We start from the raw sequence: 22,216 nt of genomic DNA on the forward strand, positions 1-22,216 counted from the left end.
GGCTTTGCCGTTCCCTTACCTTCGGCCGCCTTCGGATGCCCCGGGCGTGCCCGGTCGGGACGTGCCCGGTCGGGACGCGCCCGGCCGGTACGCCCGTCCCGTCAGTACGGCCAGATCGGCGGACGGGTGACGAAGTGGCCGCCGAGGTGGGCGTGGTCCGGGTTGTCCGGGTCGAGTTCGCCGTGTTCCGCGACGAGCTTCTCCGCGTACTGCTCGGAGTCGTCCTGCGGCTCGTACCCGAGCGACCGGGCCGTCGTCAGGTCCCACCACAGGCGGGTGTTGTCGGAGGAGCCGTAGACCACCGTGTGGCCGACCTCGTCGGCGGTGAGCGCCGCGTGGAAGAGCCGGGCGCCGTCACCGGGGCTCATCCAGACCGACAGCATCCGTACGGACGTCGGTTCCATGAAGCAGGAGCCGATGCGCACGGAGACGGTCTCCAGGGCGTGCTTGTCCCAGTAGAGCTGGGCGAGGTCCTCGCCGAACGACTTGGAGAGGCCGTAGAAGGTGTCGGGGCGGCGCGGAGTGTCGATCGGGATCAGCGGGTCGCCGGGGAGGGGGCGCGGGGTGTAGCCGATCGCGTGGTTGGACGAGGCGAACACGATGCGCCGGACGCCCTCCTCGCGCGCGGCCTCGTACAGGTTGTACGTCCCCTCGATGTTGGACCGCAGGATCTTGTCGAAGGAGGCTTCCAGTGAGATGCCCGCGAGGTGGATGATCGCGTCGACGCCGCGCACGGCCTTGCGCAGCGCCTCCTTGTCGCCGAGGTCGGCCGTGATCGCGTCCGGCTCGCCCTCGATGGGGGTGACGTCGAAGAGGCGGAGCTCGTAGCCGTACGCGGGCAGCAGGCCGCGCATCAGGGTGCCGAGGCCGCCGGCGGCGCCGGTGAGCAGGACGGTGCGGGGAGCGGGCATTCGCTGATCTCCTCGGTACATACGCGCGACACATCAAATCCATGGACGACATTCACATGCATGGACAAACTAAGAAATGAGGGTGTGGCGCGTCAAGTGGTGCGCGCCTCTGGTGCAGGGGTGTCGGCTCCCTCCCGGCGCTCCTCCATGGTGCAGGCACTCGTCTTGACCTGCCCCGCGTGGCTGCCTTAACTTGGTGGCGTTCATGAATATGGACACCGATCAGAATTGTGCACGCCTGAATCCGCTCAGGGAGCGCCCGTGACCTCAGCCCCCCTTGCCGCCCGACTCACCCATGTCGCCGGGCCGCTCTTCTTCCCCGTCACCGCCTACGGGCCGGACGACGCCGTGGACCTCGATGCCTTCCGCGCGCATGTGCGCAACGGCATCGATGCCGGTGCGGCCGCGGTCTTCGCCTGCTGCGGCACGGGCGAGTTCCACGCGCTGACGCCGGAGGAGTTCCGTCTCGTCGTCGCCGCGGCGGTCGAGGAGACCGCCGGGGAGGTGCCCGTCGTCGCGGGCGCCGGGTACGGCACGGCCCTCGCGATCCAGTACGCGAAGCTCGCCGAGGAAGCGGGCGCGGACGGGCTTCTCGCCATGCCGCCCTACCTGGTCCTCGCCGACCAGGAAGGGCTGCTCGCCCACTACACGGCGCTGGCTGCGGCCACCTCTCTGGAGACGATCGTCTACCAGCGCGACAACGCCGTCTTCACCCCGGAGACCGTCGTCGCCCTGGCCCGGACGCCCGGGATCATCGGTCTCAAGGACGGCTACGGCGACCTCGACCTGATGCAGCGCATCGTCAGCGCCGTCCGCACCGAGCTGCCCGGCCAGGACTTCCTCTACTTCAACGGGCTGCCCACCGCCGAGCTCACCGGGCTCGCCTACCGCGGCATCGGCGTCACGCTCTACTCCTCCGCCGTGTTCGCCTTCGCGCCGGACATCGCCCTCGCCTTCTACCGGGCGCTGGACTCCGGTGACGACGAGTTCGCCAACGCGCTGCTCGACCAGTTCTACCGGCCGCTCGTCGAGCTGCGCGCCAAGGGCCGCGGCTACGCCGTCTCGCTGGTCAAGGCCGCGGTCCGGCTGGAGGGCCTGGAGGTCGGCGAGGTCCGCACCCCGCTCACCGAGCCGCCCGCCGCGCACATCGAGGAGCTGGCCGGGATCATCGAGCGCGGCCGCGCCCTGCTGGAGAAGTACGGACAGGCCCGGACCGCACCCGAGGAGCCCGCAGCGTGAAGGCCTCCGCCTTCCTGTACCCGTGGGACATCGTCGGGGACCCGGACGCCGCCGCCCGTGTCGCGGACCTCGGCGTCGGGCAGGTGACGCTCGCCGCCGCCTACCACTCGACCCGGGCGCTGACCCCACGTCACCCCGGCCGCCGGATCGTCACCGCCGAACACGCCGCGGTGCTGTACCCGACGGACGCCGGGCGGTGGGCGGGGCGCGAACTGCGCCCGTACGCGCAGTCCTGGGTGGCCTCGGACGATCCGTACGCCGAGGCCGCGCAGGCGCTGACGGATGCCGGTCTCGAAGTGCACAGCTGGGTGGTGCTCGCGCACAACTCCCGGCTGGGCGCCGACCATCCGGACACCTCGGTGGTCAATGCGTACGGCGACCGCTACCCGTGGGCGCCCTGCATCGCACAGCCCGCGGTCCGCGCGTACCTGGTGGAGCTGGCGGGCGAGGCGGCGGTGCGCGGCGGTACGCGCGGCACCGAGCTGGAGTCCTGCGGCTGGTACGGCTTCGCGCATCTGCACGCCCACGACAAGATCGCGGGCGTCGGCCTCGGGGACGCGGCGCAGTACCTGATGTCGCTCTGCTTCTGCCCCGACTGCCGGACCGGATACGGCGAACACGGCGTGGACGCGGATGAGTTGAGCCGGGCCGTGTGCGCGGCCCTGGAACCGGTCTGGGCAGGGTCCGGTTCCTCGGAGGCCGGCTGGTCCGGCGTCGAGAAACTCCTCGGCGCCGATCTCGCCGCCGCCACCCTGGAGTTCCGCGGTCAGGTCGCCCGCACGCTCCAGGAGTCGGCGGTCGCCGCTGTGCGGGCGGCGGCCGCGGAGAACTTCCAGGTGCTGCTGCACGCCGACCCCGCCCCGTACCGCTCCGGTGCGAACGTGGGCGTCGACCCGCAGCACATCCTCTCCGTGGCCGACGGAGTGGTGCTGCCCTGCACCGGCGGTGACGTGGTGCGCGAGACCGTCCTCGGGCCGTTCGCCGGCCGGTCCGACCGGGTGATCGCCGCCAACTTCACCGTGGTCGGTGGCATGGGCGGCAGCCCCGCCACGCTGGAGCGCGACGCCGCGCACGCGGCCTCGCTCGGCGCGAACCAACTGCGCCTGTACCACGCCGGGCTGGCTTCCGGCCCGGACCTGAGGACCGTCACCGAAGCGCTGTCACGCCTCGGTCGATGACGGAACCGGATCGGTGGGGACGGCCGACGGCCGTCCCCACCGATCCGTGATCAGCAGGGCCGCGGTCAGCAGCCCCGCCGCACCGATCAACGGCAGCAGCACCCGGATGTCCAGCACCGCGATCAGCCCCGCGCCGAGCGCCAGCGCCACCGCGTTCGGCGCCATCATCAGTGAGTTGGCGGTCGCCGTCGTACGGCCCAGCACGGCGTCCGGTGTCTCCCGCTGCACCGCCGTCATCGCGGCGATCAGCACGCACGGCAGACCCGCCCCGATCGCGGCGCTCGCGACCAGTGCCACCGCGTCGTACGGCAGCGCCCGCACCCCCACCGCCGCCCCGAACAGTGCGATCCCGGCCGCGGTGAACACCCGCTCCGGCAGCCGCCGCAGCAGCGGACCGGCCAGCAGCCCGATCGCGATGGACCCGGCGCCCTGCGCCGCGTACAGCACACCCACGTACGTGGGGGAGTGCCCGAGCCCGTCGTCCGCGAGGGCGTAGACCGCCGCCCCGCTGAGCCCGGCGCAGAGCATCGTCGCCGAACCCGCCAGCACCAGCGGCCGCAGCACCGGAGAGCGCCACACCTGCCGGATCCCCGCAGCCAGTTCGCCACGCCGGTCCGTGCGGACCGGCCGGGCCGGTTCGTTCACCCGCAGCAGCGCGCAGACCCCCGCGGCCAGGGCGAACGACGCCGCGTCGAGCAGCGCCACCGCGCCGCCCCCGAACCGGGCGTACAAGCCGGCGCCGGTCAGCGGCGCGAGGAGCTTCATGCCCTCGGCCGCGATCATCCGGAGTCCGTTGAAGTCGCCGAGCAGCCGGACGTCGACCGTGTGCGCGACGAGCGCCGTCTCGGCCGCGTCCATCACGACACCGCTCACCCCGTAGAGCACGAGGACGACGAAGAGGATCCAGATCCGTTCCGCCGAATCGACCGCGAGCAGCACGGTGAGCAGTCCCGCCATGGTGAGGTTCGCCCGGATCAGCAGCGGTTTGCGGCGCATCCGGTCGGCGAGCGTGCCGAGCGCGGGCCCGATCAGCGAGGGAAGCCACATGGCGAACACGGCAAGCGCCGCCAGGCTGTCCGACCCGGTCAGGGACTTGACCCAGATCCCCGCCGTGAGCCACATCGCGGACGTTCCGAACCCGGTGATGACGACTGCCGTCAGATACAGCCCGGCGTTGCGATCCCGCAGCACCCTGCCCGCCGCCGCCCCTGCCATAGCGCTCCCCGAACCCTGGTGACCCGCACGCGTGTTGTGGGGCTCATGCTGGCGGCTAAGGACGTATCCGGACATCGGGCAGATGCCTTACATCGAGTTGCCGGAAGTTCTTTCGTCAGAAGCGTTGACGAAACATTCGCACCGGCTCTAGCTTCAACGCGTCGTACTTCGTACGTCATATATGAGACGCGATACGCGAGATGCGAGAGCCCTTCACTCATGACCTTTGCGCCCACCCCGATTCCGTCCCGCACCCAGTACGTGCTGGAGGCGATCAAGCACGCGATCCTCACGGCGCAGCTGAGACCGGGGCAGTCCCTCGTCGAGACCGAACTCGCCGCACAGTTCGGGGTCTCCAAGACCCCGGTGCGCGAGGCGCTCAAGACCCTCGCCGGTACCGGACTCGTTGTGATGAGCCAGTACAAGGGCGTCACCGTGCGGCTGGTCGACGCGGAGCTGGCCCGTGAGGTGTACGACGTACGGCTGCTCCTCGAGCCGGAGGCGCTGCGCCGCTCCATCACCCGCAAGGCCTCGCTCGACGCGGCCCAGGAAGCCCTGGAGCGGGCCGATTCGGCCGGTGACAAGGCCGACCGGTCGCTGGCCAACCGGGACTTCCACCGGGCGCTGTACCTGCCCTGCGGCAACCCGCTGCTGGCCCGGATGCTCGACGAGGTCCGTGACCAGGCCGCACTCGTGTCGACGGTCGCCTGGGCGACCATCCCGTCCTGGGAGCGGGAGGCGGCCGAGCACCGGGAGATCCTGCGGCTCGCGCTCGCCGACGACGCGGATGCCGCGGCCGGGGCCCTGCACGACCACATCGCGTCGTTCGTCCGCCGCGCCTTCCCCGAGGGAGCACAGACCGAGGAGGGCGGGGCATGAACCACCAGCACACCGACGAAAGGCCTGTCCGCATGGACCTCACACCGCTGAAGGCGGCCCTCGCAGATGTCGTGGCGATCCCGGTGACCCCGTTCGCCGCGGACGGGACCATCGACACGGCGACTCACCGCGGACTGCTGCGGCGGCTCCTCGACGGCGGCGTACGCATCCTCACCCCGAACGGCAACACCGGGGAGTTCTACGCGCTCACCCCCGAGGAGCGGCGCACCGTCACCGAACTGACCATCGACGAGGTGGGCGGACGCGCCACGGTCCTGGTCGGGGTCGGGCACGACGTGCCGACCGCCGTGGCCGCCGCCGAGCACGCACGCGACGCCGGCGCCGAGATGGTGATGGTCCATCAGCCCGTGCATCCATACGTCTCGCAGGACGGCTGGGTCGACTACCACCGGACGATCGCCGAAGCCGTCCCCGGGCTCGGCGTCGTGCCGTACATCCGCAACCCGCAGCTCGACGGGGAGCGTCTCGCCGCGCTCGCCGACAGCTGCCCCAATGTCATCGGCGTGAAGTACGCCGTCCCGGACGCCGCACGGTTCGCCGCCTTCGCCCGGGACGCGGGCCTGGACCGGTTCGTCTGGATCGCCGGTCTCGCCGAGCTGTACGCCCCGGCCTACTTCTCCGCCGGGGCCACCGGCTTCACGTCCGGACTCGTCAATGTCGCCCCCGGAGTCTCACTCGCCATGCTGGAGGCACTGCGGGCCGGCGACCACCCGTCGGCGATGAAGGTCTGGGAGCAGATCCGCCGCTTCGAGGAGCTGCGCGCCGACCGCCAGTCCGCCAACAATGTGACGGTCGTCAAGGAGGCCCTCGCCTCGCTCGGCCTCTGCCGCCGCGATGTCCGCCCGCCCAGCCGGGTGCTGCCCGAGGAGCGGCGCGCCGAGGTCGCCGACGAGGTCGCCGGGTGGTCGATATGACGCGCGAGGACGGAAGGATCGGCTCCGAGGAGCTGCGCAGTCACCAGTGGTACGGGACGGACGGGCTGCGGTCGTTCAGCCACCGGGCGCGCACCCGCCAGCTCGGCTACCTCCCCGAGGAACACCTCGGCAAGCCGGTCATCGCGATCCTCAACACCTGGTCCGACATCAACCCCTGCCACGTCCATCTGCGTGACCGTGCGCAGGCGGTCAAGCGGGGCGTCTGGCAGGCGGGCGGTTTCCCGCTCGAATTCCCGGTCTCCACTCTCTCGGAGACGTTCCAGAAGCCGACCCCGATGCTCTACCGCAACATGCTGGCGATGGAGACGGAGGAGCTGCTGCGCTCCTACCCGGTCGACGGCGCCGTGCTGCTGGGCGGCTGCGACAAGTCGACGCCCGCGCTGCTGATGGGTGCCGCATCGGTCGACCTGCCGACCGTCTTCGTGCCGGCCGGGCCGATGCTGCCGGGGCACTGGCGCAACGAAGTCCTCGGCTCCGGCACCGACATGTGGAAGTACTGGGACGAGAAGCGGGCCGGGCTCATCGGCGACTGCGAGATGGGTGAGCTGGAGAACGGGCTCGCGCGCTCGCCCGGCCACTGCATGACGATGGGTACGGCTTCCACCCTGACGGCCGCCGCCGAGGCGCTCGGTGTCACGGTGCCTGGAGCTTCGTCGATCCCGGCCGTGGACTCCGGGCACGACCGGATGGCGGCGCAGTCCGGACTCCGGATCGTCGAACTGGTGTGGCAGCAGCGGAAGCTGTCATCGATCCTCACCGCGGAGGCGTACGAGGACGCGGTCGCCACCGTTCTGGCGCTCGGCGGCTCCACCAACGCCGTCATCCATCTGATCGCGATGGCGGGCCGCTCGGGAGTGAAGCTCACCCTCGACGACTTCGACCGGATCGCCCGCACGGTCCCCGTGCTCGCCAATCTCCGCCCCGGCGGAAAGTACCTGATGGAGGACTTCCACTTCGCCGGCGGGCTGCCCGGGTTCCTGACCGGGCTGACCGACGTACTGCACCTGGACCGGCCCACCATCTCGTACGACACACTCCGCGAGCAGCTCGACGGGGCACTCGTGCACAACTCCGATGTCATCCGCGACCGCGACAACCCTCTCGCGGAGGAGGGTGGCCTGGCGGTCCTGCGCGGCAACCTCTGCCCGGACGGCGCGGTGATCAAGCACATCGCCGCCGAACCGGAACTGCTGCGGCACACCGGGCCCGCGGTCGTCTTCGAGAACTACCGGGAGATGCAGCACAGCATCAACGACCCGGCCCTGGCCCTCACGCCGGACCATGTGCTGGTGCTCCGCAACGCCGGGCCCAAGGGCGGTCCCGGGATGCCCGAGTACGGGATGCTGCCGATCCCCGACTATCTGCTCAAGCAGGGTGTCCGGGACATGGTGCGGCTCTCCGACGCCCGGATGAGCGGCACCAGTTACGGGGCGTGCGTGCTGCACATCGCGCCCGAGTCGTACGTCGGCGGGCCGCTCGCCCTCGTCCGCACCGGTGACCTGATCACCCTGGACGTCGAGGCGCGACTGCTTCATCTCGATGTGCCGGACGAGGAGTTGGCGCGACGCCGGGCCGCGTGGACGCCGCCGCCCACCCGGTACGAGCGCGGTTACGGCGCGCTCTACCACGATCAGATCACCCAGGCCGACCAGGGCTGCGACTTCGCCTTCCTGGCCTGGCAGGGCGAGGTGCCCGACCCGTACGCGGGCTGAGCGCCCACCGAGAATTCCGGCGCACCGAACGTTCGGCGCGGCGCCGGCCGGTGCGCCGCCGACGGTGGTGGCGGAGTGCGGCTCGTTCCTTCATCTCGATGTCCCGTTCCTCGGGGGTGGGGGAGCGTTGCGCTCTCTGGTCGCCGCCGCCGGAGGAAGGGTTGCCGGGTCCGGGATTCCTTTCGTGTCAGTGGCCGGACGTGAAGTTGTCGCCCACGGACACCCGCTGACCGGTGGAGCGGGCGGCGTTCGCGGTGAAGTAGTCGCCCTCCGCGCCCCGGTCGCCCTCCGCGTGGTTGTACTGGCCGGCGAACATGTGCGTACCGACCGGCACCGTCCGCCCCGGCTTCAGCGTCCACCGGTAGACGAGGAAGCCGCCCTTCTCCTTCGCCGAGGCGGTGAAGTCCTGCTCCGGCAGGGAGCGCCAGGAGCCGGTGGTGTGGACGCCGCCGGTCCGAGCGATGCGCAGCTCGACCGTGAGCGAGGAGAGCGGCTGCGTCGTCCTGAGCGTCACATTGCTCTGCGCCCAGTACGCGTTGCTGTGCGGGTCGACGGCGCCGTCCGCCCACAGCGGCCCGTCCTCGGTACGCAGCTCGGGTTCGCGACCCGGCACCGCCGGGGCCGAGACGGACGGGACCGGGGAACCGGCCACCTGCCCGCCCCGCGTCTGCCCGCCGCCCGCCGAAGTGACCGCGTACGCCCCGACGGCCAGCACACCGCAGACCGCCGCCGTCGCCCCGACCACCCGCAGCCATGGCAGCGGACCCCGAGGAGTACGGGCGGACGGACCCTCTGCCATCCCTCGTTCGACCCGGGCCAGCATCCTCTCCCGGTCGGGGCGGTGCGCCTCCGCAGCCGTGCGCAGCCGCTCACGCAGCTTGTCGTCCATCAGTGCCTTCCTCCGCCGCGCTGCGCCGCGACAGCCACCTGTACCTGCACGGCGGGCATATCGGGACCGAGCAGCCGCTGCAGCTCCGCCACGGCACGCGAGGTCTGGCTCTTCACCGTGCCCACCGATATCCCCAGTACCAGCGAGGTGTCCCGCTCCGACAGGTCGAAGGCGTGCCGCAGCACCACGCACGCGCGCTTGCGGAACGGCAGCCTGCGCAGCGCCCCCTGGACGTCGACGACCGTCGACACATCCGGATCGTCGACCGCGTACCCGTCCCCGCTCCCGCGCGGTGCCCAGAACAAGGCGATCCTGCGACGCTCGCGCACGGCGCTGCGGATCCGGGTCCGGGCGAGGTTCGCGACGACGCCTCGCGCGTACGCGACGGGATGGTCGGCCTTCCTGACCCGGTCCCAGCGGTGCCAGAGCGCCAGCAGCGCATCGGCCGCCAGATCGTCCGCGGCGTCGGCCTCACCGGTCAGCAGATGGGCGAGCCGGGCGAGTTCGGCGTAATGGGCCTCGAAGAACTCATGGAACTCGGCGGCAGCGGCATCGTCGACGACTGTGCCCACGGGTACCTCTCTGTGCACTCGATTCCCTGTACGCGCGTTGTCCCGCTGTGTACGTTCCCCGGTACCGCCCGCGGGGCGCGAGCGTACCGGCGCACCCCGGAAGCGCTTCGACTCGGGTGCGTGACCCCAGTAAGGCGTAACACAGCGAAAACCTGAAGACCCTGTGTCCGAAGGAACAATCCAGCTACCCACCGAGGGACCTTCACGCACCCAGGAGCGCCCATGCCGGAAAGCACCGTGCAACGCAACGCCGTCGACCGCTACTTCGCCATCAGCGATCGCGGCTCGACCTTCGGACGCGAGATACGCGGCGGCTTCGCCACCTTCTTCACCATGGCCTACATCCTGGTCCTCAACCCGATCATCCTCGGCTCGGCCGAGGACAAGTTCGGCGCGCATCTCTCCGGTCCCCAACTCGTCACCGCCACCGCCCTGGTGGCCGCGGTGATGACCGCGATCATGGGGCTCGGCGGCAATCTGCCGCTCGCCATCGCCGCTGGACTCGGACTCAACGCCGTCGTCGCCTTCCAGATCGCACCACTGATGAGCTGGCCCGACGCGATGGGCCTGATCGTCCTCGAAGGGCTGCTGATCTGCGTCCTGGTCGTCACCGGGCTGCGCGAGGCCGTCATGCGGGCCATCCCGCCCGCCCTCAAGCAGGCGATCAGCGTCGGCATCGGACTCTTCATCGCGTTCATCGGCTTCGTCGACGCCGGCTTCGCCACCCGCATCCCCGGCGACACCGGTTCCGTACCTGTCCAGCTCGGCGCCACCGGGCAGCTCTCCGGCTGGCCGGTCCTGGTCTTCTGCCTCGGTGTGCTGCTGACCGTCGCGCTGTTGGCCCGCAAGGTGAAGGGCGCCATCCTCATCAGCATCGTCGTGATGACGGCCGTCGCGATCGTCATCAACGAGATCGCCGACATCGCCCCGGCCGCCTGGGGCCTGACGGTTCCGTCCGTCCCCGGCGACGTCGTGGCCGCCCCGGACTTCGGCCTCATCGGCTCCTTCAGCCTCTTCGGGGCGTTCCAGCAGACCGGCGTCGTCACCATCGTCCTGCTGGTCTTCACTCTGATCCTCAGCGACTTCTTCGACACGATGGGCACCGTCGTCGGCGTCTCCAACGAGGCCGGGCTCCTCGACGAGCAGGGCAAGGTCCCGAACCTCGGCCGGGTCCTGCTCATCGACGGCGCCGCGGCCGTGGCGGGCGGCGCGGCCTCCGCCTCCTCCAACACGTCCTACATCGAGTCCGCGGCCGGCGTCGGCGAAGGCGCCCGCACCGGCTTCGCCTCACTGGTCACCGGCGCGCTGTTCGCCGTCGCCCTGTTCCTCACCCCGCTCGCCACGGTCGTCCCGGCCCAGGCCGCCGCGCCTGCCCTGATCGCCGTCGGCTTCCTGCTGATGGCACAGGTCCGGCACATCGACTGGGAGCGGTACGAGATCGCCATCCCGGCCTTTCTCACGATCGCCGTGATGCCCTTCACGTACTCGATCACCAACGGCATCGGGGCGGGCTTCCTCGCGTACGTCGTCATCAAGACCGTCCTCGGCAAGGCGCGCGAGGTGCACTGGCTGCTCTGGGGCACCTCGGCGCTGTTCGCGGTGTACTTCGCGATCGACCCGATCGAGCAGCTGCTCGGCGTGAAGTAGCAGCTGTGGCGGGGCGATCCGGCCGGTGGTCAGGTACCGGACGCGCGCAACGCGGCCCGTGCCGCCCCGCACAGCCCGTCGTCCGTCCGGAACGGAGCCCCGGCCACCGAGCCGGACGGACGCTTCCTCACTTCTTGAGCGCCGCCTTCATCATCTTCTGCGCGATCGGCGCCGCCAGTCCGTTGCCGCTGATCTCGGAGCGCGCCGAACCCGAGTCCTCGACGACCACGGCGACCGCGACCTCCTTGCCGGTGGACTTGTCCTTCGCGTACGAGGTGAACCAGGCGTACGGGGTGTTGCTGTTGCCCACTCCGTTCTGCGCGGTGCCCGTCTTGCCGCCGACCTCCGCCCCGTCGATCCGGGCGTTGGTGCCGGTGCCCTGCTCGACGACGGTGACCATCGCGCTGCGCAGCTGCTCGGCGGTCGAGGCGGAGACGACCTGCTTCGTGTCACCGTCCGCGAACTTCTGCAGGGCGTTGCCGTCCGAGTCCGTCACCTCGGACACCATGTGCGGCGCCGCCAGCTCACCGCCGTTGGCGAGGGCCGCGGAGACCATCGCCATCTGCATCGGGGTCGCGGTGACCTCGAACTGCCCGATGCCGGTCAGCGCCGTCGACGACTTGTCCATGCCGGACGGATAGACGCTCTTCGAGGCGCGCACCGGCACATCCAGCTTCTCCGTGTTGAAGCCGAACTTCTCCGCCGTCGCCCTCACCTTGTCCTCGCCGAGATCGGCGGCGACCTTCGCGAAGACGTTGTTGCAGGAGTACTGGAGCGCCGTACGCAGGGTGGCGTTCTCGCACGGGGCGGAGGCACTCTCGTTCTTCAGGACCGTGGAGGTGCCGGGCAGCGTGTACGGGTCGGGGCTGTCCGTGCGCTCGTCGACCGAGCTGTAGAGGCCGTTCTCCAGCGCCGCCGACGCCACCACCAGTTTGAACGTCGAACCGGGCGCCAGCGGCTGCCGCAGCGCTCGGTTGACCAGCGGCTTGTCCGGGTCGGAGAGCAGGTCCTGCCAGGCGTTGCCGTCCGATGTCCCGCTGATCTTCGACGGGTCGTACGAGGGGGTGGAGACCATCCCCAGGATCTGTCCGGTCCTGGGGTCGATGGCGACTGCCGCGCCCTTGTCGTCGCCGAGCGCCCGGTACGCCGCCTTCTGAACATCCGGGTCGATCGTCGTCAGCACGCTGCCGGGCGCCGCCTGCTTGCCGGTCACCACGTCGAGGGGGTTCTTCAGCCGGTCGTCGGTGCCGTCGAGCACATGGCTGTAGATCCCTTCGAGCTGGGTGGCGCCGTACGCCTGCGAGCTGTACCCGGTGACGGCGGCATAGAGCTCGCCCTGGGTGTATGTGCGCTTGTACGCGAGATCGCCGCCCTGGGTTCCCTTCGATCCGGTGACCGGTGATCCGGCCACGATGATGTCGCCGAGCGGCTGCGCGTACTGCGCGATGGTCTGCCGCCGGTTGTGGTCGTCGTCTGCGAGGGCTCGGGCCTGGTACGCCTGCACCCAGGTCGCCCGCCCCAGCAGGGCGAGGACCAGCAGCAGACAGAAGACCGAAGCGCGCCTGATTGTTCTGTTCATCCCGCTGGAGGGACGAGCAGGGCCGTCCGGCGCGTTCCCGTCCGTGCCGCTTCTCACCGATTTTTCAGACTGCCCGACCGGCCGCAACCGCACGGCGCGGACCCCTCACCGGGTCGTGGAGCGGCCTTCGTCGGGCGCCCGGCCGGCCGTGGGTGCCAGCGTGAAGAGCAGCTCGTCGGTCAGCTCGCCGCGGGCGTGCGCGAAGCCCCGGTCCTTGCCCGTGACGGTGAAGCCGCACTTCTCCAGCACCCGGCGCGAACGCGTGTTGTCGACCGCCGCCCGGGCGTACAGCGGGCGTTCCGGCACGGCGTCCAGCAGCGCCCGCAGGGCGGCGGTCGCGAGCCCGCGGCCCCAGTGTGCCCGGTCGATCCAGTAGGTGACCTGGCGGTCGCCCTCGGGCCCGTACACCCCGGCGTTGCCGACCACCGCGCCGTCGGCGAGCACCGTCCGCATCACGATCGTCGGGTCGGCCAGGAGCCGCGTCCAGTGGGCGTCGAACGCGGCCCGGTCGGTGGGGTCCTCGCTGGTGAAAGCGGCTGTGCGGACCGACTCCGGATCGCACATGTACGCGTAGAACAGCGGCAGATCGCTGCCGCGCACCTCGCGCAGGGTCACCTCGGCCGCGCTCATCGGTCAGAGCCTCCGGGTGGCGAGTGTCAGCCGGTCCCGCGCGTCGAAGAGCGCGTCCTTGACCATCTGCTCGTGCGCGGGGGTGAGCCGGGCGACCGGCACCGAGCAGCTGATCGCGTCGCGCGCCGGGGTCCGGTACGGGATCGCGATGCCGAAGCAGCGCAGCCCCAGGGTGTTCTCCTCGCGGTCCACCGCATACCCCTGCTCGCGGATGACGTGCAGCTCCTCGATGAGCTTCTCGCGGTCGGTGAGGGTGTGCTCGGTCAGCGCGGGCAGCGTCTCCGGCAGCATCTTGCGGACCTGCTCGTCGCTGTGGGTGGCCAGCAGCGCCTTGCCGAGCGAGGTGGAGTGGGCGGGCAGCCGGCGGCCGACGCGGGTGAAGGGACGCAGATAGTGCTGGGACTGCCGGGTGGCGAGATAGACCACGTTCGTACCGTCGAGGCGGGCCAGGTGGATGGTCTCCGTGGTGTCGTCGGAGAGCCGGTCCAGCGTCGGCCTGGCGGCCGCGACGACCTCGTCGCCGTCGATGTACGAGGTGCCGACCAGCAGGGCCCGCACGCCGATGCCGTACCGCGTCCCCGTCGCGTCGGTCTCCACCCAGCCCAGCTCGACCAGGGTGCGCAGCAGCATGTAGAGGCTCGACTTGGGGTAGCCGACGGCTTCCTGCACGGCCGCCAGCGAATGCATACCGGGCCGCCCGGCGAAGTACTCGAGCAGCTCCACCGTCCGTACCGCGGACTTGACCTGTGCCCCACCTGACTCGGCAACCGACATCGCCCTACGCCCCTTCCAGCCCACTTGCGAAACCCTGCGACTTCTTGCCAACACGGAACGCCCGGAAATAGAGTCCCTACATATTCACGATCAGGAACTCTGTTCAGAATACCGAACAACTTCTGATGTGTGGCAGTGGAGCGGAAGGAAACACGGTGGCAGCAGCACCAGTCTGGAGCGTCGACCCCCGCACCGGGAACCCGCGTGAGCAGGTTGCGGTGGAGGCTACAGCGGAGGAGGTCGACCGCGCTGTCAGGGCGGCACATGCCGTACGGGACTCGCTCGCCGACCGCACCGTACGCGCCGCCTTTCTGCGTACCGCGGCCGATCTGCTCGCCGAGGCCGGCGAGCACGTGATCGAGGCCGCCGACGCGGAGACCGCACTCGGCCCGGCCCGGCTCACCGGTGAGCTCGCCCGCACCGCAGCCCAGTTGCGGGCCTTCGCCGAGGTCGTCGACGAGGGCGCCTTCCTCGACATCCACATCGACCACGCGGATGCCACCCGGACCCCGCCGTGGCCCGACCTGCGCCGCTACAAGATTCCGCTCGGCGTCGTCGCCGTCTACGCGGCCAGCAACTTCCCGCTCGCCTTCTCCGTGCCAGGCGGCGACACCGCCAGCGCCCTGGCGGCCGGCTGCCCGGTCGTCGTCAAGGCGCACCCCGACCACCCCGCCACCTCCGAGCTGTGCGCCTCCGTGCTGCGCCGGGCCGCCGCCAAGGTGGGCCTGCCCGAGGACGTACTGATCCTGGTGCACGGCTTCGAGGCGGGCGTCGAGCTGGTCAAGCACCCGCTCGTGGCCGCCGCCGGCTTCACCGGTTCGATCCGCGGCGGGAGGGCGCTGTTCGACGCGGCGGCCGCCCGGCCCACCCCGATCCCGTTCCACGGCGAGCTCGGCTCCCTCAACCCCGTCGTCGTCACCGAGGCGGCCGCCGCCGAGCGCGGCGAGCAGATCGGTGCCGGACTTGCGGGCTCGATGACCATGGGTGCGGGCCAGTTCTGCACCAAGCCCGGCTTCGTCCTGGCCCCGACGGGCGAGACCGGCGACCGGCTGCTGAAGTCGCTGACCGACGCGGTCAGCGACAGCGAGGCCGCGGTCATGCTCGACCACCGGATGCGGGACGCCTTCGTCGCAGGCGTACGGGCCCGGGCCGAACTCCCGGACGTGGACGCCCCCGTCACCCCCGGTGCGGGCGGCGACCACACCGTCTCCGCGGGCTTCCTGACCGTACCGGCGCACCTGCTGGCCACCGAGGGTCCGCACGACGCGCTCCTGGAGGAGTGCTTCGGCCCGGTCACCGTCGTGGCCCGGTACGCCTCCGAGGACGAGATCACCGCCGTCCTCTCCCGGCTCCCCGGCAACCTCACCGCCACTCTCCAGATCGCCGAGGAAGGCGTCGACGCCGACGCCCCCGGACTCCTCGCGGCCCTCACCCCGCTGGCCGGCCGGGTCCTCGTCAACGGCTGGCCGACCGGTGTCGCGGTCGCCCCCGCCCAGCACCACGGCGGCCCCTACCCGGCCACCACCTCCACCTCCACCTCGGTCGGCGCCACCGCGATCGAACGCTGGCTGCGCCCGGTCAGCTACCAGACGACGCCGGAGGCCCTGCTGCCGCCGGAACTGCGCGAGGACAACCCGCTGGGCCTGCCGCGCCGGGTGGACGGACGCCGCGCATGACGCTGAGCCTTCCCGAACTCCCCTTTGAGCTGCGGTCGTTCGGCCCGGAGGGGCAATGGTCGTACGAGGACGGTGTGCTGACCGGGCGGGCGGGCGTCCGGCAGGACCGGTTCGTACCGCCCGGCGGCGACGCCCTCGACCCGGCGAGCGACGCACCACGACTGCTCGGCGTGGCACCGGACGGCGACTTCCAGCTGATCGCCCGGGTGAACGTCGGCTTCGCGGCGGCCTTCGACGCCGGGGTGCTCTATCTGCACGTCGGGGAACGGGAATGGGCGAAGCTCTGCCTGGAACTCTCCCCGGCCGACCCCACCATCTGCACGGTCGTCACCCGCGGCCGCTCCGACGACGCCAACGCCTTTGTCGTGGACGGCGAAAGCTGCTGGCTGCGGCTCAGTCGCAACGGCAGCGCATTCGCCTTCCACGCCTCGGCCGACGGCGAGAAGTGGACCTTCGTCCGCGTCTTCGCCCTCGGTGACGCGGACGGGGCGGCAGCGGCCTCGGTCGGCTTCCTCGTCCAGTCGCCGACCGGCGAGGGCTGCGAGGCGTCGTTCGACCGGATCGCCTTCCGGCCGACGGGGCTCGACGATCTGCGCGACGGCAGCTGAGCCGCCTCGCAGACGCGTCGAACCATCCGGCACCCCGCCGTACCCGTACACAGCAGAGCCCGCTCCGTCCGTCGTCGCACCGGTGACCGGCGGAGCGGGAGCCGGGAAGACCCGAGGCGTGTTCGCGGTCGTCTCCGCACGGTCCGTCCAGGCGGCCGCCGAGGTCCGCAGTGCGTTGAACAGCCCGCGCCGCGCGGTCGGTCGCATTGCTCCTCATCGGTCCGCCCGCCGGGGCATGGACGGACCGGATGCGTCAGCGGCGTGTGCTGATCGCCCTGGACTGCCGGCCCAGGCCGGGTCCGCGGGATCCGGTGCAACCACGGGCTGATCCGCGCGCGTCCCTCCCCGCATGATCAGAACCGCCACACCCGCCGATCTCGACGCCATCGTCCGGCTGCACACCGAGGCTCGCGCCACGTACTACCGGGGCCACCTTCCGGATGAGGAGTATGCGGGCGCCGCCGAGGTCGGCCGCAGCCGCGACGGCTGGTCCCGCGCGATAGACCGCCCGGACGCCACCGTGCTCTGCGCCGAACGGGACGGGACCCTCGCCGGCGTCGCGGCCTTCGCCGTACACGACGGCGTCATGCACCTCACCCAGCTCCATGTCTCCCCGTCCCGCTGGCGTACGGGAATCGGCACCGAACTCCACACCGCCTGCGTCGACGCCTGGCGGCAGGCCGGAGTGGACAGCGCCCGGCTGGAAGTCTTCGTGCACAACACCCGCGCCCGGTCCTTCTACGCCGACCGGGGCTGGACCCCCGACCCCGACCACCCGCGCGCCGGCACCCATCTGGTCCTGCGCCTCACGGTGAGCTGACGGCCACCGTCCTCGATAGGGCCTCACCACGCCCCCTTGGGACCGGAGTTGGGCCCTGGGGCCCAAGACTCCAACCCACAGCACCCCTAGCCTGAACGGGCATCACTCTGCTTGTCGGCAGGTCTGGTTGGGGGAGACAAGGCATGTCCGCGATCGGTGGCATACCCGCATACGGAGGTGAAGCACCGGCGCCGGGTGAGGGGCGACGGGAGCTGCCACGGGCACTCGGAGCGGCCCGCATCCTGCTGCATGTCCTGTTCGGCGCCACCGTGCTGGGCGGCCTCGGCCTGCTCGGCTCCGCGCTCGCCGCGGACGCGATGGGCGGCGTGGTCATCGGCCTCGCGCTGTACGGGGCCGCGCCCGGAGTCGTGGGCTGGATGCTCTCGCGACGCGCCTGGACCGGCGGCAGAGGCGTATGGGGCGGCCTGATCGCCGTACAGGTGTGGCTGATCCTCGGCGGCCTCGCCAACATTGCGAACGGGTCGGTGCACGGCTTCACCCAGTTGTTCCTGCCCGTACTGATCCTGGTGTTTCTCACCCGGACGCAGAGCCGCGAGTGGTTCCGGCTGCCGGAGCAGGCCCGGGAGGACAAGCCCGGGTTCTCGTTCTCCCACATGATCACCTGGCGGCGGGACCGGGGGCAGACGGCTCTGGAGTACCTGGGCCTGGTCCTGATCGTCGTGGCCCTCATCGGCGCGCTGGTGCTGAGCGGAGTCGGCGGCCAGATCACGGACCGCCTCCAGGCGGCGATCTGCTCGCTCACGGGCACGTCGTGCCAGGTGACGGACACCGGCAGCGACACGGTCGGGGCCGGTAGGACCGCGGGGGGTACGGACGGGGGCGGTTCGGACGCGGGTGGCAGCGCCGTCGCCGGGGGTTCGGACTCGGGCGGCGCCGACAACGGCGGCGCCGTCGCCGGTGGCACGGATGCGGGGTCCGCCGGCACGGGCGCGAACGGCAGCGGTGCGGGTGGTGCGAACGGCACCGGCACGGGTGGTGCGAACGGCACCGGCACGGGTGGTGCGAACGGCGCCGGCGGCTCCGACGGCGGTGGTGCGAACGGCGCCGGCGGCTCCACCGGCGGGACAGCGAACGGGGGCGCCGACGGAGGCTCCACCACCGGATCCGGCGGCGGCACCGGCGGACCCGACGGTCCGGGCACCGACACCTACCCCGAGACCAGCACCGAGCCCGAGGCCGCGTACGACACCCCCGTCTCGGCCGCGGACTCCGACGACTCCGGGAACGGCGGGGACAAGAAGGAGGACTGCGGCGGCTGGGGCTTCTTCGGCTGCGCATGGGACCGCACCACCCAGGTCGTCAAGGGCCTCGCCGTCGATGGTGTCTGGGGTGATGTCACCGGCATCATCGACCTGTTCAAGCCCGAGACCTGGTCCGGCCTGGCCGATTACGGCAAGCAGCTGGGCAGCACCTGGATGCAGGACTCCAAGGACGCCGGGAGCAAGTGGGACAAGGGCGACTACCTCGGTGCGCTCGGCGACTGGGGCAAGGCCTCGGTCAACACCGTCGTGAAGGTCGGCGACGACATGTTCGTCGGCGACGAGGTACGGGACCGCTGGAACAACGGGGAGAAGACGCGAGCCGTCACCGACGTCGTCTGGAACGTCGGATCGCTCTTCATCCCCGGCTACGACGTCGCGAAGGTCGTCGGCAAGGCCAGCAAGCTCGGCAAGCTCGGCAAGGTCGCCGCGAAGGTGGCCGAAGCCGCCGAGAACGCCGGCAACGCCGCGCGCCGCGCCCGTAAGGCCGCTGAGGTCGGAGACATCGACGGTGTCCGCAAGGCGGCCAAGGAGGCCGACGAGGCGGCGGACGAAGCAGAGGATGCGGCGCGCAAGACGGGCTGCAGCATCGCCCTCGGCCCCCGGGTGCGCTACGGAGGCTACGGCGGTATCTCCGGGTCCGGAACCGGGGTGCTCGCCGCCGGGCCCCCGAACCGTGTGATCCTCGCCGACGAAGGCTGCGACAAGGCGGCCGAGGCCAAGGCGAAGGAGGCCCGGGAGCAGGAACGGGCGGCCTGGACGGACAAGAAGCGTGCCGAGGAGAAGGATCGCGCGGCCAAGGCGCTGGCGGACAAGAAGCCGTATCCCGATCCCAAGCGCAACGACACCTCCGACCCGCGCAACTACAACCCGCCGGAGTGGGCCAAGGATCTCAAGGACCCGGAGCTGGGGTCCGCCGACCTCGGCGACGGCTACTGGGCGAGCCGCGACCGCAACCCTCCGCCCAACTGGGAGAACGAGTCCTGGCTGCGTTACCAGGAACAGATCACCGGCACCAAGCGCGGCAAGGAGTACGTCGTCGCGCACCCGGACGAGGGCGTGCCGCAGGTGGAGTACGACGGCTGGGACTCCAGTCGGCAGACGTTCCTGGAGGCCAAGAACGGTTACGAGAGCTACCTCTCCAAGAGTGACAAGAGCACGCTCACCGATTCCGGCAAGCAGAAGTTCGTCGACGAGGCTCAGCGCCAGATCGACGCGTCCGGCGGCCGTGCCGTCGAATGGCACTTCTCCAACCCGGAGGTGGCCAAGGCCGCCCGCAAGGCGTTCCGGGAGAAAGGTCTGCGGGTCAAGGTCGTCTACACCGCGCAGAAGACGGGGGACAGCACCAGGAAGCCCGGGGCTTTCGACTAGCGTGGACGGGGTGCTTGCTCGGGCCGGACCAGGGGACGGCAGATGATGGAGGCAACATGCGACGTGTGGTGCGGGGCTTCTGGGGGCCTCGGGTGGAGTCGGCCGAGGTGCTGGCCCGACGGTGGAAGCTGACCCTGGACCAGCTCGCCGGGCTTCTTCCGGTCGTCGGCTCCGGTTCGGTTGCGGGTGAAGCGCGGACGTGGCGGCAGATCCACTCGGGCGGGCCCGCCACCGATCTCCTGCAGGACGAGGAGTCCATTCTCGCCGCCCTGCACGCGGCCCAGGAAGCCGACGGCTGGTCGTCCCGTATCGGCTCCGGACTGCAACTCGTCCTCGCGGGCGAGCCGGACTGGAAGATCGAGGTCAGTGGGACCGGGGGCGGCACCTCGGAGTTCCTCCTCCAGTCGATGGTGATCGGCATCAAATCGCCGGACACCGCCGAGATCCCCGACGCCGAGCTCCTCACGGCTGTCGCCGAGGTGTGGGAACCGGATTTCGGTGATGTGACCGATGACGACGTGCTCGACGCCCTGGAGGACGACGGCGGCTTCGCTGTCGGTGAGCCTTCCATCGGTTGGATCGGCTACCTCTCCCCAGGGCGTGCGGCTCTGCTGCCGGACGGCATGGCGGTCGCGCGCAAGGAACTGCGCGGTGGGGGCGTGCTCCTCGACGTCGCTCCGCGTGGCAACGTCAAGGACGTACTCCGGACCTACCTGCAGTTGCGGGACGCGGGTGCACTGCAGCCGCTGCCCAGTCCGATGGAGCGGGCCGCGCTGTGACGGCCCGGATCGGCGAGGCGTTCGAGATCGATCGCGCGTTGTCCGACGTCGAGGCGCTGCTCGCCGGGCCCGTACCGGCGACCGGACCGACGGACAGCCAAGGGGACCCGGTCACGGGGGAGTGGACCGCAACTTCGGGCGAGGGCTTCCGGATCCTTCCGCTCTGGGAGAGCGACAGCCTCGTCGGCGTGTACGCGCCCGAGTGGAATGACGCGGAGGAAGCAGCCCGCGGGCATTTGGACGACCTCGTAGCGGAATTGGACCGTCGGTGGGGTGCCCACCGGAAAGTGGGCATGCGGGTGCCGATCTTCCGGAACATCGCGGACGAACCCCTGCCGCCGCTCTTCCAGGCGCTGTGCGACCAGGACTGCCTCGGCGACCTGTCGGTGTGGGGGCCGGTGGCCACCGGCCCCGACGCCGCGGACGTGTGGGTCGCGGCCTCCCTCAACCAGTGCGACGGCGACGCCCCGATGATCATCGTGGCCCTCGTCAGCGACCGCCCGATCATCGAGCTGGAGGATTAGCAGCCGACGGGCTCCCGGCCCGGTCGGGAATGACAGGGTCCGGGCGCGTGTTCACCCCAGGAGCGGAGGGTGCCTCCGCGCTGCCCTCACACAACCGTGCCGGGGCAGCCGCACGATCCATCTGTACAACGGCCTGGAGAGAAGAAGAGTCATGCGCGTCGAGATCTGGAGCGACATCGCCTGCCCCTGGTGCTACATCGGCAAGGCCCGCTTCGAGAAGGGCCTGGCGGGGTTCGCCCATCGCGACGAGGTCGAGGTCGTCCACCGGTCCTTCGAGCTCGACCCGGGCCGCGCCAAGGGCGACACCGCCCAGGTGATCGACATGCTGGCGCAGAAGTACGGGCGTACCCGTGAGGAAGCACGGTCCATGGAGGCGAACGTCGCGGCCAACGCGCACGCCGAAGGGCTCGGCTACCGGACCGAGGGGCGCGACCACGGAAACACCTTCGACATCCACCGGCTGCTCCACCTCGCCAAGGCCCGCGGACGCCAGGACGAGCTGCTGACGCTCGCCTACCGGGCGAACTTCGCCGAGGAGCGGTCCGTCTTCGACGCCGAGGTGCTGATCGAGCTCGCCCTCGAGGCCGGGCTCGACGGCGACGAGGCGCGGGCCGTGCTCGCCGACCCGGAGGCGTACGCGGCCGAGGTGCGGGCCGACGAGCAGGAGGCGTCCGAGCTGGGCGCCAACGCCGTGCCGTTCTTCGTCCTCGACCGGCGGTACGGGATCTCCGGCGGCCAGCCCGCCGAGGTCTTCGCGCAGGCGCTGGAGCAGGCGTGGAAGGACCGTCCGCTGACCGCCATCGGCCCGGACGGGGCGGCCTGCGACGCCGACGGGGCCTGCGAGGTTCCGCAGTCCGGCAGTCAGGGCTGACCCTGCGCCGCCCCGGCCGGCCGTTCAACTGCATGGATAAGCATTGCTTGGGGGCACCCCTCAACTCTTCGTGATTGACGATGAGTTGAGGGGCATTCAGGGTGGA

At 71.0% G+C, this 22,216-nt stretch carries 20 protein-coding genes; 13 read left to right on the forward strand and 7 right to left on the reverse strand.

Going from position 1 to position 22,216, the window contains the following annotated elements:
• Positions 1-101 precede the first annotated feature (101 nt).
• A complete protein-coding gene (locus tag ACWCP8_RS15055; RefSeq protein ID WP_451116274.1) occupies positions 102-911 on the reverse strand; it encodes an NAD-dependent epimerase/dehydratase family protein in 810 nt (269 codons plus the stop codon).
• A 261-nt stretch (positions 912-1,172) separates the two neighbouring features.
• Here ACWCP8_RS15055 and ACWCP8_RS15060 point away from each other — a divergent pair, with 261 nt between their 5' ends.
• On the forward strand, positions 1,173-2,150 hold the full coding sequence (locus ACWCP8_RS15060; protein ID WP_451116276.1) for a 5-dehydro-4-deoxyglucarate dehydratase: 978 nt from the start codon (positions 1,173-1,175) through the stop codon (positions 2,148-2,150).
• Positions 2,147-3,328, forward strand: coding sequence for a hypothetical protein (locus ACWCP8_RS15065; protein ID WP_352264576.1), 1,182 nt, complete (start codon positions 2,147-2,149; stop codon positions 3,326-3,328). The genes ACWCP8_RS15060 and ACWCP8_RS15065 overlap by 4 nt, the downstream gene beginning before the upstream one ends.
• Here the strand turns inward: ACWCP8_RS15065 and ACWCP8_RS15070 are convergent.
• Positions 3,311-4,543: an MFS transporter gene (locus tag ACWCP8_RS15070; RefSeq protein WP_451116279.1), complete on the reverse strand. Its 1,233-nt coding sequence runs from the start codon at positions 4,541-4,543 to the stop codon at positions 3,311-3,313. The two genes, ACWCP8_RS15065 and ACWCP8_RS15070, sit on opposite strands and share 18 nt — an antisense overlap.
• 219 nt (positions 4,544-4,762) lie before the next feature.
• Here ACWCP8_RS15070 and ACWCP8_RS15075 point away from each other — a divergent pair, with 219 nt between their 5' ends.
• Genes ACWCP8_RS15075 through araD form a run of 3 tightly spaced genes read left to right on the forward strand, consistent with a single transcriptional unit; the run spans position 4,763 to position 8,090 of the window.
• Positions 4,763-5,422, forward strand: coding sequence for a GntR family transcriptional regulator (locus ACWCP8_RS15075; RefSeq protein ID WP_451116281.1), 660 nt, complete (start codon positions 4,763-4,765; stop codon positions 5,420-5,422).
• Positions 5,423-5,454: 32 nt separating this feature from the next.
• Positions 5,455-6,357, forward strand: a complete 903-nt coding sequence (locus ACWCP8_RS15080) for a dihydrodipicolinate synthase family protein (protein WP_352264733.1) — start codon at positions 5,455-5,457, stop codon at positions 6,355-6,357.
• Positions 6,354-8,090, forward strand: a complete 1,737-nt coding sequence (araD, locus tag ACWCP8_RS15085) for an L-arabinonate dehydratase (protein WP_451116283.1) — start codon at positions 6,354-6,356, stop codon at positions 8,088-8,090. Before ACWCP8_RS15080 ends, araD begins: the two co-directional genes overlap by 4 nt.
• Positions 8,091-8,277: 187 nt before the next feature.
• Here araD and ACWCP8_RS15090 read toward each other — a convergent pair whose 3' ends face one another.
• On the reverse strand, positions 8,278-8,979 hold the full coding sequence (locus tag ACWCP8_RS15090) for a hypothetical protein (RefSeq protein ID WP_451116285.1): 702 nt from the start codon (positions 8,977-8,979) through the stop codon (positions 8,278-8,280).
• Entirely contained in the window at positions 8,979-9,551 is a 573-nt protein-coding gene (locus ACWCP8_RS15095) for a SigE family RNA polymerase sigma factor (protein WP_352264586.1), read from the reverse strand. Before ACWCP8_RS15095 ends, ACWCP8_RS15090 begins: the two co-directional genes overlap by 1 nt.
• A 222-nt stretch (positions 9,552-9,773) precedes the next feature.
• Here ACWCP8_RS15095 and ACWCP8_RS15100 point away from each other — a divergent pair, with 222 nt between their 5' ends.
• Complete coding sequence (locus ACWCP8_RS15100) at positions 9,774-11,198, forward strand: NCS2 family permease (protein ID WP_352264587.1); 1,425 nt, start codon at positions 9,774-9,776, stop codon at positions 11,196-11,198.
• Between the two features lie 127 nt (positions 11,199-11,325).
• On the opposite strand, the gene ACWCP8_RS15105 is transcribed toward ACWCP8_RS15100, so the two are convergent.
• The 3 genes from ACWCP8_RS15105 to ACWCP8_RS15115 all read right to left on the reverse strand — a co-directional run bounded on the left by ACWCP8_RS15105 (position 11,326) and on the right by ACWCP8_RS15115 (position 14,181).
• Positions 11,326-12,777: a peptidoglycan D,D-transpeptidase FtsI family protein gene (locus ACWCP8_RS15105; protein ID WP_352264589.1), complete on the reverse strand. Its 1,452-nt coding sequence runs from the start codon at positions 12,775-12,777 to the stop codon at positions 11,326-11,328.
• Between the two features lie 105 nt (positions 12,778-12,882).
• On the reverse strand, positions 12,883-13,407 hold the full coding sequence (locus ACWCP8_RS15110) for a GNAT family N-acetyltransferase (RefSeq protein ID WP_352264590.1): 525 nt from the start codon (positions 13,405-13,407) through the stop codon (positions 12,883-12,885).
• 3 nt (positions 13,408-13,410) lie between these two features.
• Positions 13,411-14,181 (reverse strand): IclR family transcriptional regulator, encoded by a 771-nt coding sequence (locus tag ACWCP8_RS15115; RefSeq protein WP_030919961.1) that lies wholly within the window; start codon positions 14,179-14,181, stop codon positions 13,411-13,413.
• A gap of 155 nt (positions 14,182-14,336) precedes the next feature.
• Between ACWCP8_RS15115 and ACWCP8_RS15120 the strand changes: the two genes are divergently transcribed.
• The 7 genes from ACWCP8_RS15120 to ACWCP8_RS15150 all read left to right on the forward strand — a co-directional run bounded on the left by ACWCP8_RS15120 (position 14,337) and on the right by ACWCP8_RS15150 (position 22,110).
• Positions 14,337-15,857 carry an aldehyde dehydrogenase (NADP(+)) gene (locus ACWCP8_RS15120; RefSeq protein WP_352264592.1) on the forward strand — a complete coding sequence of 507 codons (1,521 nt, stop codon included), beginning with the start codon at positions 14,337-14,339 and terminating at the stop codon, positions 15,855-15,857.
• Positions 15,854-16,465 (forward strand): DUF1349 domain-containing protein, encoded by a 612-nt coding sequence (locus tag ACWCP8_RS15125; RefSeq protein WP_355999875.1) that lies wholly within the window; start codon positions 15,854-15,856, stop codon positions 16,463-16,465. Before ACWCP8_RS15120 ends, ACWCP8_RS15125 begins: the two co-directional genes overlap by 4 nt.
• Positions 16,466-16,814: 349 nt before the next feature.
• Positions 16,815-17,285 carry an N-acetyltransferase family protein gene (locus tag ACWCP8_RS15130; RefSeq protein WP_451116289.1) on the forward strand — a complete coding sequence of 157 codons (471 nt, stop codon included), beginning with the start codon at positions 16,815-16,817 and terminating at the stop codon, positions 17,283-17,285.
• Positions 17,286-17,428: 143 nt separating this feature from the next.
• Positions 17,429-19,936 carry a Tox-REase-5 domain-containing protein gene (locus tag ACWCP8_RS15135; RefSeq protein ID WP_451116291.1) on the forward strand — a complete coding sequence of 836 codons (2,508 nt, stop codon included), beginning with the start codon at positions 17,429-17,431 and terminating at the stop codon, positions 19,934-19,936.
• Between the two features lie 56 nt (positions 19,937-19,992).
• Positions 19,993-20,715 carry a hypothetical protein gene (locus tag ACWCP8_RS15140; protein WP_352264599.1) on the forward strand — a complete coding sequence of 241 codons (723 nt, stop codon included), beginning with the start codon at positions 19,993-19,995 and terminating at the stop codon, positions 20,713-20,715.
• The gene (locus ACWCP8_RS15145; protein ID WP_451116293.1) at positions 20,712-21,239 is read left to right on the forward strand and encodes a hypothetical protein; all 528 of its coding nucleotides are present in this window, start codon (positions 20,712-20,714) and stop codon (positions 21,237-21,239) included. Before ACWCP8_RS15140 ends, ACWCP8_RS15145 begins: the two co-directional genes overlap by 4 nt.
• Positions 21,240-21,390: 151 nt before the next feature.
• On the forward strand, positions 21,391-22,110 hold the full coding sequence (locus tag ACWCP8_RS15150; RefSeq protein WP_352264603.1) for a DsbA family oxidoreductase: 720 nt from the start codon (positions 21,391-21,393) through the stop codon (positions 22,108-22,110).
• Positions 22,111-22,216 lie beyond the last annotated feature (106 nt).

The sequence above is a fragment of the Streptomyces sp. NPDC002206 genome (assembly GCF_053593595.1).

Coding starts and splice junctions, on each gene's coding strand:
- ACWCP8_RS15055 (WP_451116274.1), bottom strand. CDS start 911: ATGCCCGCTCCCCGCACCGTCCTGCTCACCGGCGCCGCCGGCGGCCTC.
- ACWCP8_RS15070 (WP_451116279.1), bottom strand. CDS start 4,543: ATGGCAGGGGCGGCGGCGGGCAGGGTGCTGCGGGATCGCAACGCCGGG.
- ACWCP8_RS15075 (WP_451116281.1), top strand. CDS start 4,763: ATGACCTTTGCGCCCACCCCGATTCCGTCCCGCACCCAGTACGTGCTG.
- ACWCP8_RS15080 (WP_352264733.1), top strand. CDS start 5,455: ATGGACCTCACACCGCTGAAGGCGGCCCTCGCAGATGTCGTGGCGATC.
- araD (WP_451116283.1), top strand. CDS start 6,354: ATGACGCGCGAGGACGGAAGGATCGGCTCCGAGGAGCTGCGCAGTCAC.
- ACWCP8_RS15090 (WP_451116285.1), bottom strand. CDS start 8,979: ATGGACGACAAGCTGCGTGAGCGGCTGCGCACGGCTGCGGAGGCGCAC.
- ACWCP8_RS15100 (WP_352264587.1), top strand. CDS start 9,774: ATGCCGGAAAGCACCGTGCAACGCAACGCCGTCGACCGCTACTTCGCC.
- ACWCP8_RS15105 (WP_352264589.1), bottom strand. CDS start 12,777: ATGAACAGAACAATCAGGCGCGCTTCGGTCTTCTGTCTGCTGCTGGTC.
- ACWCP8_RS15110 (WP_352264590.1), bottom strand. CDS start 13,407: ATGAGCGCGGCCGAGGTGACCCTGCGCGAGGTGCGCGGCAGCGATCTG.
- ACWCP8_RS15115 (WP_030919961.1), bottom strand. CDS start 14,181: ATGTCGGTTGCCGAGTCAGGTGGGGCACAGGTCAAGTCCGCGGTACGG.
- ACWCP8_RS15125 (WP_355999875.1), top strand. CDS start 15,854: ATGACGCTGAGCCTTCCCGAACTCCCCTTTGAGCTGCGGTCGTTCGGC.
- ACWCP8_RS15130 (WP_451116289.1), top strand. CDS start 16,815: ATGATCAGAACCGCCACACCCGCCGATCTCGACGCCATCGTCCGGCTG.
- ACWCP8_RS15135 (WP_451116291.1), top strand. CDS start 17,429: ATGTCCGCGATCGGTGGCATACCCGCATACGGAGGTGAAGCACCGGCG.
- ACWCP8_RS15140 (WP_352264599.1), top strand. CDS start 19,993: ATGCGACGTGTGGTGCGGGGCTTCTGGGGGCCTCGGGTGGAGTCGGCC.
- ACWCP8_RS15150 (WP_352264603.1), top strand. CDS start 21,391: ATGCGCGTCGAGATCTGGAGCGACATCGCCTGCCCCTGGTGCTACATC.